This window comes from Polynucleobacter sp. IMCC 29146, from assembly GCF_021395195.1.
GTDB lineage: Bacteria > Pseudomonadota > Gammaproteobacteria > Burkholderiales > Burkholderiaceae > Polynucleobacter.
Window position 1 is genome coordinate 40434 of record NZ_JAJVCR010000009.1, and the last position, 14641, is coordinate 55074.

Here is a 14641-nt window from a genome sequence, read left to right on the forward strand (position 1 = left end):
TTAAGGTGGGTCATTAATCCGCTTTTTTTATAGCAGCATTACGAATAACCGCTTCCCACTTTGTAGTCTCATTTCGGATCATGAGGTCCATTTCTTCTGGGCTTGAAGGAGTTACGGGCATCCCTCGATTACGCATTGTGGTTTGGTATGCAGGATCTGCAGAGCTCCGCTGAACCGACTCGTTAATTTTTTTAATAACTTCTTTAGGCGTGCCTGCAGGCGCCGACAGCGCCATCCATGTTAAAGCCTCAAATCCAGGAAGTCCTGATTCTTGAAAAGTGGGGACTGATGGAGTAATTTCAGAGCGTTTTTTCTGGGCAATAGCCAAGCCAATCACTTCGCCATTCGCTAACGTTTGCACGTGGCTTGGCAGAATATCCATTAACAATGGGACTCTTCCACCTCGTAAATCAATCATTGCCGGAGAAGATCCGTTATAAGGAATATGAATGACATCTATCTTAGCAGTCGTTTTTAGTAACTCAATTGCCAGATGCGAAGGTGTGCCATGGCCAAATGAGGCAATTGCTAATTCACCGGGCTTGGCCTTGGCTTTAGCAATTAAATCACTAAGACTGGTGATACCAGAAGATTTAGATGCTACTAAGATCAAAGGATTGGTACTCACCGTTGAAATGGGGATAAAATCTTTGCTGGGATTAAAAGGTGGATTTTGCATTAATAAAGGGCTAGTCACCATATTAGCTACTACAGAGGCTAGAAGTGTGTAGCCGTCTGGTTTAGCACGCGAAACATATTGCGCCCCCAGCATGGCCCCGCCGCCCGGTTTATTTTCTATAACTACGGACTGACCCAAATCCTGAGACATGCCTCTAGCCAAATCTCTAAATGTCGCATCAGTTGGGCCTCCAGCAATATAAGGCATCACAATGGTAATTGTTCGAGAAGGATAATTTTGCGCAAATGCCACAGAAACACAAATACAGGTAAAAAAAATAATGGAAAAGGTCTTTACCCGCTGATGCCATAGCGCTGTGAAGATAGCTGATGTATTAGTCATATAAACCTTTTTTGGGTTAATTATTAAAATTGCCCCTCTAAACAATCTAGCTCGATATTTGCCTATGAACAATCCTTTGTCCAAATTTATCTATCTTAGCAATTATTGTCAATCAAAACTTCATTTGACCATACTTTTAACACCCTAGTAAAAACACTTAGATCAAATAAATTGACTTATAAATTAAATTTAGTTAGATTTAGAACAATCGTTTGTTCAATTTAGGCTTGTTTTTTATATAAGGGCTGTTTTCATGGCTATTAGCACTGCTGTAAAGGCGCCAAAAATAAGCGCTAAAGACATCCCCATATCTGCAGAATTATCAAAGAAATTACAGGCAATTATTGGGGACAATAAGCTTTTATTGGGCAAGGCTGATCGTTATGCCTATTCTAGGGATAGGCTGCCGCATGGGCTTTATCGAATTCGAGCTGGTGCCTTACCTGGCACCCTACCTAGCGCAGTAATACTGCCAGAGTCGACTGAAGATTTAATTAGCATTACTCAATTTTGCTTGGCCAATCAAATTGCTTTAATTCCCTTTGGCGCCGGATCCGGAGTTTTAGGTGGAACTATCCCATTAAATGGTGAAATGATTATTGACTTAAAGAAAATGAACCGCATTCTCGACATCAACGAAATCAACGGCACTGTAACAGTTCAAGCTGGAATGAATGGAATGCAATTTGAGGAGGCGTTAAATAAGCGTGGCTTTACCGCTGGGCATTATCCCCAATCTATTGCAATGTCAACGGTGGGCGGCTGGGCTGCTTGTCGGGGGGCTGGTCAAGCCTCCTCAAGATTTGGAAAAATTGAAGACATGGTTTTAGGGCTGAAAGCAGTGCTGCCAAATGGCAAATTGTTAGACGTTCGGCCAGTTGCTAGAAGATCCGTAGGTCCAAGTATTAAAGATATCCTAGTGGGTTCAGAAGGGGTATTTGGGTTCATTACAGAAATTACCTTAAGGATTTGGAAAAAATCGCTTCTTAGTGAAGGTTGTGTCCTAGCTTTCCCCTCTCTTCAGGTTGGCTTCAATGCACTACGAGAAATTATGCAAAGTGAATTAAGGCCGGAAGTGATTCGTTTATACGACGTAGAAGAAAGCCATCAGCGGACTGAAAATATAGCTGAATTTAAGGAAAAGCCAATTTTATGCATTATGAAATTTTCTGGCTTGCCAGAGCTATTAGCTGTAGAGAAAAAACTCTCAATTGAGATTGCGCAAAAATATGGCGCATCCTTAGCTAGTCTCGCTCCTTATGAGCATTGGCAAAAAACGCGCTATCAATCCTACTCAACTCAATGGCAGACGGATGATTACTATATGGATACGGTTGAGGTGACGGCAAGTTGGAGTGAAGTTGAGGCAATGTACAAAACCATCGCTAAAGAGGTCAAGGTCATCTATCCAGAACTGCATTTTGGAGCGCATTGGTCACATATTTATCCTGAGGGTCTCTGTCAATATATGACTATTAGGCTACCCCCAATGGATAATTTACAAGCGCATCAATTGCATCTACAGTTGTGGGACAAAATTGAATCCATTTGCCTTCAATTTGGTGGTTCAATCGCCCATCACCATGGCGTTGGCTTGCTTCGAGGTAGATGGATGAAAGATGAATTAAATGAGGGCATGCATCTTCTTGAGGCTCTCAAGCTTTCGCTTGACCCAGGGAATTTATTTAACCCTGGAAAACTAGGTCTGCCCCTAGCAAATGGGGCTCATGGGCTTACAACCAATAACTAATTTAATAACTTTGATAGATGGATTATAAAAATGGGTGAAGCAATTAAATCTCTCAAAATCTGTGCTTTTTGCCCCAATACTTGTCGCTCCAGTTATGCGGCCACTGAAGCGTTGCAAATTGAGTCACAAACCCCATCGGCACTGTCTTTCATTTGTCTAGCTGTGCATCAGGGAAACCTCGAATGGGATCAAGAGACAAAAGATGTCCTAATAAGACGCAATGCCGTTAAAGCCAGCGTTGGTCATTGCACATATGGACTAAATATGACGCAAGTTCTAGATGCTGCAGTGCAATCCTTTAACTCCCAAACTTAAGTGTTACTGGAATCCCTCATTAGCAGAACAAAAGATGGTTACAGAAAATAATAATCCTTCACCCAAAACGTGCTTGATGGGCATCGATATTGGTGCAGGTAGCCTAAAGACAATGATTATTGATCTCCATGGTCACGTCTTAGGGACGGCAAGTAAAGACCTGAAGACCCATTCTCCCCACCCAAGATGGAGTGAACAAAACCCGCATGATTGGTGGGATGCAGTGAAAGAAACTGTACCCAAAGCAATCAAGCAGGCAAACATCACCGCAAGTGAAATCGCCGCCATTTCATTCAGCGCGGGTGCCCATACTCCTGTTTTAGAGGATAAAAATGGCGCCCTTCTTAGGCCAGCAATTTTATGGAATGATCAACGTAGCGGCAAAGAAACACAGGAGTTAAAAGATAAGCACTGGGACCGAATTCTTGAATTAGGATTTAACTCCCCAGCCCCCACTTGGACCTTACCCCAATTTTTATGGCTCAGCAGAAATGAACCCGAAGTTCTGCAAAAAACCAAGCGTATTTATGTCGCCAAAGATTGGCTCAGGTCAAGATTAACCGGAACCTGGGAAATGGATGCAACAGAGGCGGTAGGAACGCTCCTATTTGACGCCAGAAAAGGCGCATGGTCGAAGGAGTTATGCGATCTGGCAGGATGTCCAATTGAAGCGCTGCCCCCAATTGTAAAACCCACTGATATCGTTGGTGTTGTGACCAGTAAGGCAGCAAAAGAAACTGGTTTGATGGAAGGTACGCCAGTAGTATGTGGTACATCAGATACTTCAATTGAAACTTTTGGAGCAGGCTCAATTCATGCTGGCGATGGAACGGTCAAACTAGCAACCGCTGGCACTGTAAGTGTGGTCAGCAAAAAGCCCAATCTTCATAAAACCTTGATTAATTATCCATTTGTTATTCCAGATCATTGGTATACGATTTCAGGAACAAATAGTTGCGCATCAGCACACCGCTGGTTAAGAGACACTTTCTTTAGCTCTCATGATGGTATTAATGGGTTTGATCTGATGGATCAATTGGCAAGTGAAATTCAACCAGGTGCTGAAGGCTTATTGTTTCATCCCTACTTACAGGGCGAAAGAGCCCCGTATTGGGATCCCTTACTTCGGGCTGATTTCGTAGGCATCACCTTCCGCCATAATCGCGCTCATTTTGCGCGGGCCTTGTACGAAGGAATTGCTTTTTCCCTAAAGGATGTACTTGAGCAATTTAAGGATCAGGGAATTGAAATTCGGTCAGCTCGCATAATTGGCGGAGGGGCTAAAAGTGCAACCTGGAGACAAATTGTGGCCGATATACTGGGTATCGAAATAGTTTTATCTGAGACAACAGATGCCTCTTTTGGTGCGGCCCTAATTGCAGGTGTTGGGGTAGGAATTTTTAGTGATGAACTTTCAGCTGCTAATAAATGTATTAGGGTGGCAGAAAAAATTCAGCCCGACCCAACTCGGGTTGCTTTTTATGATCGCCTTTTTGTTATGTATAAAGCTGCTCAGGCTGGTCTAAAAGATGTTAATCATGAATTATCAGCATTGATTGGTTAAAGAAATATGGCTTCAATTATCTTAAAGAATGTCAATAAAAATTTTGGTAATACTGTAGTAGTCGTCGATTTAAATCTCGAGATAACTGATGGCGAATTTATTGTCTTGGTAGGTCCATCTGGCTGCGGTAAATCTACGACCTTACGAATGATTGCTGGGCTTGAAGAAGTAAGCTCGGGAAATATTTTTATTGGTCAAAAAGATGTTACTCATTTAGAGCCAAGCGAACGGAATATTGCGATGGTTTTCCAAAACTATGCCTTATATCCACATAAAACCGTTTATGAAAATCTCGCTTTTGGCTTAAAAATGCGCAAGGTGCCCGCAGATGAAATTAAGAAAAAAATTAAATGGGCTGCGGAGATATTGCGCATTGAAAATCTATTAGAGCGGAAACCCAAGCAGCTTTCCGGCGGGCAGATGCAGCGGGTTTCCCTAGGTAGAGCGCTTGTTAGGTCGCCTGAAGTTTTTCTATTGGACGAGCCATTATCAAATTTAGATGCCAAGTTGCGAATCAGAATGCGGGAAGAAATTGGTCAGCTCCATCAACGTATTGGGATTAATATGGTTTACGTTACCCATGACCAAGTGGAGGCCATGACATTAGGGGATCGTATCGTCGTAATGAACCAAGGCAAAGTTCAGCAAATTGGAACCCCACTAGAGGTTTATGATCATCCAGTGAATTTATTTGTTGCAGGATTTATTGGCGCACCTGAAATGAATTTAATTGAAGGATCTATTTCTGAAGATAAAGGACAGTATCTATTTAAAAGTAACGGATTAGATATTATGCTGGGTAAAAATTTAAAATTGGATTTAAAGCAGGCAGATAAAATTGTTTTGGGAATAAGACCAGAACACTTTGAAATATTAAGCGTATTAAATTCACAAGAGCCAAGTCAAAATCAAAGTATTTTTACAGCTAAAATTTCAATGATTGAGCAAATGGGGGCGCATACTCTTTTTGTTTGTGAGTTGCCTAGTAATCAAAAAATTCGAATTTTAAGTGGTCGCGAGGACAGATGTAAAGTTGGAGATGATTTAAATATAGCGTTAAAAGAATCTAAATGGCATATTTTTAATGGTTTATCTGGGGAAAGTCTTATTTAATGTAGTTCTTCAAATGGAGATAAAAATGAAAAAAAATAATGAATTAATCAATGACACTAGCAAGCCCACTCAAAGCATCAACCAGGGGAAAATTCAACGTCGCGAAATTTTAAAAGCTGCAGTTGCTGGTGCCGCCTTATTTGCTGGCGGCGCACCGGCTATTCATGCACAACAAAAAACCATTCGCTTCCTGAATGCTGAGCCCTCTAGGGATTCTGTTAAGGCCTTGCGTGTAGCCGCCGCGGAATATGAGCGAATCTCAAAAGTAAAGGTTGTAATAGATACCGTAGTGCCTGACGAAGCTTACAATAAATTACAAGCTTCTATTGCAGCAGGAACACCCTATGATATTGGGACTCTAGCTTTTGCTGGACATGTCTTCATTCTTGCCGACGCAGGAAAATTGGTACCACTTAATACGCTGGTCAATAAACACAAATGGGGGCCTCGAATTCTATTTCCAATAAAAGGCCAAAATTACTGGTATCCGTATGATTATAATTTTTGTTGGATGTACTACCGCAAAGATTTATACCAGCAAAAAGGCTTAAAAGTTCCAACCACCTGGGAACAAATGGCTGAAAATGCTAAAGCTTTAACTGCTGATGGCAAATTTGGGGTTGCGCAACCGCTTGGTAATAATGCCGCCGCCCAATGGATGTCTTTGGGATATATGTGGGCTGATGGCGTCAGAATGTTAGACGATAACTTTGCATTAGTGCTAGATAACCCGACAAATAAGCCTAAGGTAATGGCTTACTTCGAGTTTATGAAAAAAATGTCTCCGAGTATGCCGCAAGGAATGACTCAGGCTTTGTTTGGCACAGTCTTAGGGCAATACTCAGGAGGTCAGGTTGCTCATGCCCCCTATGCTGGAAGATTGATGGAAGTGATTGAAGATAAGGCCCCCGATCTAGTCTCTAAAACAGGGTTTTTTATGTACCCAGATAGCGCTGGTAAAGGTCAGGCGGTTAATCATGGCTATGACGGCTGGGTTGTCTTAAATACACCCATGAAAGAGGAATCTCTGAAATTTATGGAGTGGTTTACAGAAAATCAATATATTAATTTCTTACACTCAGCGCCACTACACTTTCAACCAGCTAGATTAGATGTCTATGACGATGCTCGCTGGAGAGCCCATCCTTTAGTAGAAAAACATGCCGATTTAGTTGAGTTTATGAAAGGCTTACTAACACGCAAAGACGTCATTATTAGATCTGTTGATACTGAAGGTCCGCGTATTGATTCGCGCCCTGGAAAAATGTTTGAAACTTTTGCAATTACCGAGGGATTGCAAAATGTGATTTATAACGGCATGCCCGCATCAGAGGCTGTTGATGTAATGTCAAAAAAATATCGAACAGTTTTGTAGTTCTTAAATGCAAGGATTCAGAACCCCTAGCGATAAAGTCCTTAAATGGGCTTTTATCGCTTCGGTTTCTGTTGTTTTATTACTTATCCTGCTGCCTGTTCTGCATGCAATTCAGTTAAGTTTTTATCATTCGGAATCTTTTGTTTCTAATAAAAATTGGGTTGGAATTGGAAACTATGTCCGCATTCTGAACGAAATCATATTTTGGAAGGCGCTCTCAGTTGGCCTTATTTTTGGTTGTTTAACGATCATCCTGCAAGTTTGTCTCGGCATTGCCTTTGCATTATTCTTAGACCGAAATTTTCCAGGCCTCCCCATTATTAGGGGTCTAGTAATTTTGCCCTACCTACTTCCAACCGTCGTAGTGGCTTTGGCATTTCAATGGATGCTGGATGGAACCTTAGGCTTATTTACACTCTGGTCAGAGCAATTAGGCATGGGCAGGCCAAGCTGGTTTGAAAATCCCTATCTTGCAATGGCGGTTGTAATAGTTGCTAGTGTATGGACTTGGACTCCATTTGTAACAGTTTCTTTTTTGGCGGCCCTACAAACTATTCCAAAATCGCTCTATGAATCTGCAAAAGTAGATGGCGCTGGAATGTGGGCAAGATTCTGGCACGTCACTATTCCCATGCTTTTACCCATGCTAATGGTAATTATTTTGCTAAGAAGTATTTGGATGTTTAATAAATTTGACATTATTTGGTTATTAACTAAAGGTGGTCCTTCTTCTGCCACAGAGCATCTACCGATATTGGCTTATCGACGCGCATTTTTGCAGTATGACGTCGGCGGAGGAGCCGCGGTTGCAACATTATCTTTTTTGCTTCTCTCGCTCTTGATTTTGGTTTATTTTTACTATTACCCACTGGAAGAGAAAGGGGGCTCTCATTGAAAGTAAAGGCTGGTCCAGCGCTATTTACACTAGTGTGCTTGGTGCTACTGGGTATCTGGTCATTTTTCCCCATATATTGGATGATCATCTCGAGTCTCCGTCCAGAAAAAGAGTTATTTGATATACCCACTTTAATTCCAAAAACAATCGACTGGCAATTCACCTCATATAGAAACCTTCTAGAATTAACAGACTACCCCCTGCAGTTCATGAATAGTATTATTGTGGCGCTGGCAGTTGTGGTTATCACTTTAATTATTTCGATCATCATTGCCTATGTCGTAACACGCTATCGCGTGCCAGGTAAAACAATGATTGTGGGTAGCATGTTATATGCGTATATGTTTCCACCCTTAATGTTAGCCATTCCTTTACTATCAATTTTTGCGACTCTTGGCCTTGCTGATAGTTTAATTGCTGTTGTTTTAGCTCATTGCACCTTAACAATTCCACTGGGTGTGTGGATGCTTTGGGGGTTTTTTAAAGTGATGCCTTTTGATTTAGAGGAAGCTGCAATGGTCGATGGCTGTTCTCGTGCTGGCGCATTCTTCCGGGTTGTGCTCCCCCTATCGCTCCCAGGAATTATTACCGTTTCTATTTTTTCATTTCTATTGTCTTGGACAGATTATGTATTTGCATTTGTACTAGTGAGTAGCGATCTCAATAAAACCTTACCAGTGGGTCTGGCCTCCTTAATCGGCTCATTTGATGCGCGCTGGGGTGAATTAATGGCTGGCGCAACTTTAATTGCCATTCCTTTATTTCTAATATTTGTATTTTTAGGGCGTTATTTCATTAAAGGCTTGGCAGCTGGTGCAATTAAAGGATAAAGATGAATTTTGGCTTAACTAATAAAGTCTGCGTTATTACGGGTGGTGCTAAAGGCATTGGCTTAGCAGATGCTTTTACATTGGGCGCAGAGGGTTGCAAGATCATCCTAATTGATATTGATAAAGCAGCTGGTCAAGCAGCCATTAAGGAATTAAAAGCCAAAGATATTTCTGCATTTTTTTATTTGGCTGATGCTTCTAATGAAAATCAAGTTAAAGAAGTAGTAAAGGAAATTGAGAATATCTTTCAACGGTGTGATGTACTTGTTAATAATGCGGGTATAGGAGTTAAGCCGACCTATTTACTGCGAGACATGCCTGTGAGTGCATGGGATCAAATGATTAATGCACACCTCAAAAGTACTTTTTTATGGTCTCGAGCTATGATTCCTTTAATGGAAAAGAATCATTTTGGCAGGATTATTAATATGTCTTCTATGAATTTTACTGGCGGAGGTAGAGCTGGTATATCTCATTATTCCGCTGCGAAAGCAGCAATTGCTGGGCTTACAAAAACTCTAGCGAAAGAAGTTGGCGGGTTAGGCATAACCGTCAATGCGATTGCTCCTGGATATGTTGAAACTGAGTTAATTGCCCAATTCACCCCTGAAATGAGGGAAATTTTGCAAAAACAAAATCCCGTCGGCCGCACTTGCCTGCCCGAGGAGGTTGCTGCGCTAGTTACCTTTTTAAGCTCAATACAGGCAGCCTTTATTAATGGCGAATTAATTTGCATGGATGGTGGACGCAGAGATTTCTATTGGGGCAATTGAATTCATGACAATAAAAACCATGGGGTTTCCTGGCAGATATATTCAAGGCCCAGGGGCGCTAAAAGAAATTCCTGAGTTACTAAAAAGCTTTAATGTAATTAACGTTGTTGTTATTCTGGATGAAGTAGTCAATAAAATGAATGGGGAATGCCTGCAAAATACGCTTTCCCAAAAGGGCTTTACTGCTAATTTCGTTTTATTTCCTGGCGAGATAACGCCTGAAGTTGTCTCTCAACTCGCGGCCCAAGTTAGCGACTTGAATGCCGATATCGTGTTGGGATTTGGTGGCGGGAAAACCATTGATTGTGCTAAGTGGATTGCCTTTAACTGCAAATTACCTCTTTTCATTCTGCCTACGATCGCCTCTAACGATTCCCCTACAAGTAGATTAATTGTTTTATACGATGAGCACCATCGGATTGCCCGTGTTGACTATATGGCTCGAAATCCAGATGTCGTTATTGTTGACACCAATATTATTTCTCATGCCCCATTAAGGTTTTTTGTTGCAGGACTTGGTGATGCGTTGAGTAAAAAATTTGAGGCAGAACAATGCTTTTTTAACCAAGGGAAAAACTTTTTTGGCACCCCATCACTAGCTACTGCTCGTCTACTGGCAGATAAATGCTACGAAACTATTCTGGAATATGGTGAAGAAGCCGTAAAGCAAATAAAACAATATCAATCACCTAATGAAGCAGTTGAGAGAGCAACTGAGGCATCAGTTCTTCTCAGTGGTTTAGGCTTTGAAAGTGCAGGACTTTCGCTGGCACATGCCCTCACAAGGGGCTTTACAGCGCATCCCATCATGACTAAATTTCTGCATGGAGAAATTGTTGCCTTTGGTTCTATTGTGCAACTGATAGCTGAAAATCGTTCTTCAACTGAAATTAAGACTCATGCAAAATTTTGTCAGTCCTTAGGTCTGCCTGTTAGCTTTAAGGATTTTGGTGTAGAAGGATTGAATCCCTTGGAATTAGAAGATATTGCCTCTAAGACCATGATGGCGCCTTATATTAATAACCTATCCCCAAAAGCAACTGATGCCAGAATTATTGAGTCGCTAATAAGGGCCAATGAAATTGGCATGTCGCTATAAAAGTCTTATTTATTTTTTGATATATTTTTTACTGATTCTCTAATAATTAACTCCCCTGGTAGAAGCTCTACCAAGACTTTATTTTGATTTTTTTCAATTAAGTTAATTAGCCCTATTGCACCTTCATAACCCATTTTTTGGGAAGGCATTTGTACGGTAGTCAAAGGGGGATGAAGTGCACTAGCAATTGGGCCATCATGAATGGCTACTATAGACATATCTTTAGGAACGCTAAACCCGTTTTTTTGTAAAGCCATCATCGCCCCTACAGCAACATTCAGTGTTAAGGCAAATATAGCGGTAGGTTTTGCCTTTGGGTTGACTAAAAGCTTCTCTGTGGCCTGCGAACCCCCCAAAATTGAATAGCCACTTACCTCTACTAAATTAGGGTTAAACGGAATCATTGCCTGTTCTAACGCCTCTTTATACCCATAAAATCGGCCTACTCCTGATGATGAATTAACTTGACCAGATAAATGTGCAATATGCTTATGGCCCTGTGATATTAAATACTCAGTGGCAATTTTTGCGGCTCGCGAACTATTAAAATAGACTGAGTTTATTAATCCTGGAACTTTGCGATTGAGAACTACTACTGGTACGGTTGATTTTTTTGCCGCCCGAAGAATTGCACTATTTTTATTTAAAGTAGTTACTAAAAGACCATCAACCCGATTAGATTGAATTAATTTTTTATATGGCTCGCCCTTAGATGGGCCATCCTCTAGATAAGAAATAACCAGGCTATAGCCTTTTTCACTCGCGCCTCTTTCGGCGCCCTTGATAATTTCTGAAAAAACAGGGTTATCAAGCTGTGGTACCACTATTCCAATCGAAAAAGTTTTAGACACCCTGAGACTACGTGCACTAATATTAGGCTGATAATCTAAACCCTTCGCAACCTCTAAAATTTTCTTTTTTGTTTTGCTGGAGACCCTTTGATTAGGATTTTGTGACAACACTCTTGAAACTGTTGATGGATCTACCTTTGCCTTAAGAGCAATATTTTTTAATGTTGCTCTAGCGCTTGGTTTAGCTTTATTTTGTTTCATAGGTTGAGGTTATTGTAACTATAGTAACTCCACACTGCCACTAAAATCTCATTTATACCCCACCCGATCTAGCAATCTTTGTGCGGCAATTTGGTTCTTACCAATTGCCGCAATTGAAATATTTTCGGCCTTAAATGACCCGAGCATTTTAAGTCCTTCATTTTCTAACTTTACTGACTTAACGACTGGCCACTCATTATTTCCATTAGCAAAATACTCTTGCGCAGAGTCACTTGCCAAGTAGTCTAGAAATTGAATTGCTGCTTGAGAATGCGGCGCATTCTTCGCTACCCCGCCCCCAGCAATATTAATGTGTACGCCAGAGGTCTGTTGATTGGGCCAGACAAAGCCAATTTTAGAAACAATGGCCTGATCCTCTGGATTTTTAGAGCGCAATAATCTCACTAAATAATAAGAATTAGTTAGGGCCACACCACACTCACCCGCAGCAACGGCCTTAATTTGATCGGTATCACCGCCTCTTGGGGGTCGTGCCATATTGGCTACCATTCCTTTGGCCCAAGCTTCGGTAGCCTCTTCTCCGCGACGCTCGATCATCGCCCCAATGAGCGACAACATATAAGGATGTGCGCCTGAGCGGGTGCAAACCTTGCCTTTATTAAGGGGTTCTGCTAATTTTTCGTAGGTATCCACATCCTGAGGCTTCACTGTAGATTTGTTATATACAACTAAACGCGCTCGAGTCGAAAAACCAAACCAGGTCGTGCCTTGTGCATCAGGCTTCGCGCGTAAATTTGCTGGAATTCGGCTTTCCAAATAGGGCGATTGAATGGGTTTAAAGAAACCATCAATTTGTGCCCGCCAAAGACGCGCTGCATCAACCATCAAAATAACATCGGCTGGACTTTTGTTGCCTTCGCTCTTTAATCTTTCAGCTAAGGCATTGTCATCTGCTTCAATCCGATTGATTTTAATTCCCGTCTTCTTAGTAAAGTCGCTGTAAAGAGCCTCATCGGTTTGATAGTGTCGAGCGGAATATAAATTAAGCTCTTTTGTTTCATTCGCTGTTTGTGCAATCACAGGATTAGTAGCCCAAAAACTGATGAGTAATAAAGCAATAATTAATGTGCTAGCACTTAAGGCGAGCGGAATCTTTTGCGTCAAATTTTGTTTTCTCATTTCTATTACGAATGCCCTATTCTCAAGCTAGATTTAATTAGATTTGAACTAATATATCACAAATAAGAATGATTATCAATTAAGAATTAGGGCTTAGACATGAGCCGAGATAGCACCAAGACCGGCAAAAGACCAGCCAGCACAATAGTTAGCGATGGTAATGCTAGCTCTGCCAAGCGCTCATCAGCCGCTAATTGGTAGGTGGCTACGGCTAAGGTATCAAAATTAAATGGGCGTAGCAGTAAGGTGGCAGGTAATTCTTTCATCACGTCAACAAAAACAAATAATCCAGCGGTAAGCAGACTCCGCTGGAGTAACGGTACGTGCACCCTTCGTAAAATCTGTAACTGAGATAAGCCAAATAATGCTGCCGAGCCATCCATTGAGGGGGTAATCCGCGCTAAACCTGCTTCAACAGTTTGCAAGCTAGAGGATAAAAATCGTACTAGATATGCGTAAATCAAAATAAGTATGCTGGCAGAAACCCACCAAGCAATCTGAAAAATTTCTAAAAAAGAAAGTACCCCAATGGCCAAAACTGCGCCTGGTAAGGCATACCCAAAGCTCAATAAACGATTAACCCAAGCCAAGCGTGCATGTAATCTCACGGCATAGGCAAAAAATAAGGCTAATAAGACTGAGGTGAAGGCAGTGATGAAAGACACTGATAAGGAGTTACCAAGCCATGCAAAATATCGTATGTCGAGATTAAAGCCTTGTTTGTAAAGCAGTTGCAGTAGTGCAAATGCGGGCAATAGAAAACCGCAGGTGATGGTTAGACCGCAAAATAAAAACGCTAGTAATGCACGTCTACCATGTAAGGTCTTAGCCAAAGGCTTACTTTGGAAAGAGGATGAATAGCGCAGTTGAGAACGACTACGCTGTTCAATAAAAAAGATGAATAAAACAAAACCGAGTAAACCCAGTGCCAGCTCTATTGCGGCCATACGATCACCAAAAGATAGCCAAGCTTTAAAAATGCCAGTGGCAAAAGTTTGCACCCCAAAGTAAGAGACTGCACCAAAGTCAGCCAAAACTTCCATGAGGGCCAACGCCATTCCCGCAAAGATTGCGGGCCTAGCCATCGGTAAGATCAATTTCCATAAGGCCTGCATCTCACTGTAACCTAAAGTTTCAGAAACTTCGATCAAACGACTGCTTCGCTCTAAAAAAGCGGTGCGAGTAATTAAATAAACATACGGATATAAGCAAAAAGAAAAAGACCATATTGCGCCACTTAATGATCTTGGGTCAGGAAAAAACCATAAAGAATCTAATCCCCATAAAGATCGAATTGCGCTTTGCACGGGCCCTGAAAATTGCAATAGATCGACAAAAAGATACGCCATTACGTAAGTCGGTACAGCCAAAGGCAAAATTAATGCCCATGCAAAAAATTTCTTGCCAGGAAATTGATAGCTTGCAATTATCCAAGCGTTCCCAACTCCAAGAATAAATACGCCAATTCCCACCCCGAAAATTAATGCCAATGTCGATACGAGGTAATCCCCAAGGACAAAATGCCATAAATGAGCTAGCGTGCTAGTCACTAGCGTGTTACTTGCACTATCAGCGTTGCCGCTGAATTCTGGCAATAAAAATGGGAGTGCCAAGCCAAACAGGGGCAAAAACAATAAGAGTGCCAGCGGTACGACGATTCGACTCATCAAATCCACAATCCGTTTAGACTTTAGTTATGTATTAAACCATTTAC

The 14641-nt window shown here is 41.5% G+C and carries 13 protein-coding genes; 9 read left to right on the top strand and 4 right to left on the bottom strand.

All coding sequences use genetic code 11. The features are described from left to right. Positions 1 to 13: 13 nt before the first annotated feature. Positions 14 to 1021: a tripartite tricarboxylate transporter substrate binding protein gene (locus LZT22_RS10645; RefSeq protein ID WP_233925206.1), complete on the bottom strand. Its 1008-nt coding sequence runs from the start codon at positions 1019 to 1021 to the stop codon at positions 14 to 16. A 253-nt stretch (positions 1022 to 1274) separates the two neighbouring features. On the opposite strand from LZT22_RS10645, the gene LZT22_RS10650 reads away from it, so the two are divergent. The 9 genes from LZT22_RS10650 to LZT22_RS10690 all read left to right on the top strand — a co-directional run bounded on the left by LZT22_RS10650 (position 1275) and on the right by LZT22_RS10690 (position 10735). Next, complete coding sequence (locus tag LZT22_RS10650; protein ID WP_233925207.1) at positions 1275 to 2771, top strand: FAD-binding oxidoreductase; 1497 nt, start codon at positions 1275 to 1277, stop codon at positions 2769 to 2771. 30 nt (positions 2772 to 2801) lie between these two features. Further along, positions 2802 to 3086: a hypothetical protein gene (locus tag LZT22_RS10655; protein ID WP_233925208.1), complete on the top strand. Its 285-nt coding sequence runs from the start codon at positions 2802 to 2804 to the stop codon at positions 3084 to 3086. Positions 3087 to 3120: 34 nt separating this feature from the next. Next, on the top strand, positions 3121 to 4650 hold the full coding sequence (xylB, locus tag LZT22_RS10660) for a xylulokinase (protein ID WP_233925210.1): 1530 nt from the start codon (positions 3121 to 3123) through the stop codon (positions 4648 to 4650). Between the two features lie 6 nt (positions 4651 to 4656). After that, positions 4657 to 5763 carry an ABC transporter ATP-binding protein gene (locus LZT22_RS10665; protein ID WP_233925211.1) on the top strand — a complete coding sequence of 369 codons (1107 nt, stop codon included), beginning with the start codon at positions 4657 to 4659 and terminating at the stop codon, positions 5761 to 5763. Positions 5764 to 5788: 25 nt separating this feature from the next. Then, positions 5789 to 7138: an ABC transporter substrate-binding protein gene (locus LZT22_RS10670; RefSeq protein ID WP_233925212.1), complete on the top strand. Its 1350-nt coding sequence runs from the start codon at positions 5789 to 5791 to the stop codon at positions 7136 to 7138. 7 nt (positions 7139 to 7145) lie between these two features. Then, complete coding sequence (locus LZT22_RS10675; RefSeq protein ID WP_233925213.1) at positions 7146 to 8033, top strand: carbohydrate ABC transporter permease; 888 nt, start codon at positions 7146 to 7148, stop codon at positions 8031 to 8033. A gap of 209 nt (positions 8034 to 8242) precedes the next feature. Further along, positions 8243 to 8863 carry a carbohydrate ABC transporter permease gene (locus tag LZT22_RS10680; RefSeq protein ID WP_233925214.1) on the top strand — a complete coding sequence of 207 codons (621 nt, stop codon included), beginning with the start codon at positions 8243 to 8245 and terminating at the stop codon, positions 8861 to 8863. Positions 8864 to 8865: 2 nt separating this feature from the next. After that, positions 8866 to 9636 (top strand): SDR family NAD(P)-dependent oxidoreductase, encoded by a 771-nt coding sequence (locus LZT22_RS10685; protein WP_233925215.1) that lies wholly within the window; start codon positions 8866 to 8868, stop codon positions 9634 to 9636. A 4-nt stretch (positions 9637 to 9640) separates the two neighbouring features. Next, entirely contained in the window at positions 9641 to 10735 is a 1095-nt protein-coding gene (locus LZT22_RS10690) for a glycerol dehydrogenase (protein ID WP_233925216.1), read from the top strand. A 5-nt stretch (positions 10736 to 10740) separates the two neighbouring features. Here the strand turns inward: LZT22_RS10690 and LZT22_RS10695 are convergent, their stop codons facing one another. The 3 genes from LZT22_RS10695 to LZT22_RS10705 all read right to left on the bottom strand — a co-directional run bounded on the left by LZT22_RS10695 (position 10741) and on the right by LZT22_RS10705 (position 14594). Then, positions 10741 to 11787, bottom strand: coding sequence for a LacI family DNA-binding transcriptional regulator (locus LZT22_RS10695; RefSeq protein ID WP_233925217.1), 1047 nt, complete (start codon positions 11785 to 11787; stop codon positions 10741 to 10743). Positions 11788 to 11835: 48 nt separating this feature from the next. Next, entirely contained in the window at positions 11836 to 12927 is a 1092-nt protein-coding gene (locus LZT22_RS10700) for an extracellular solute-binding protein (RefSeq protein ID WP_233925218.1), read from the bottom strand. An 86-nt stretch (positions 12928 to 13013) separates the two neighbouring features. After that, positions 13014 to 14594: an iron ABC transporter permease gene (locus tag LZT22_RS10705; RefSeq protein WP_233925219.1), complete on the bottom strand. Its 1581-nt coding sequence runs from the start codon at positions 14592 to 14594 to the stop codon at positions 13014 to 13016. Between the last annotated feature and the right edge of the window lie 47 nt (positions 14595 to 14641).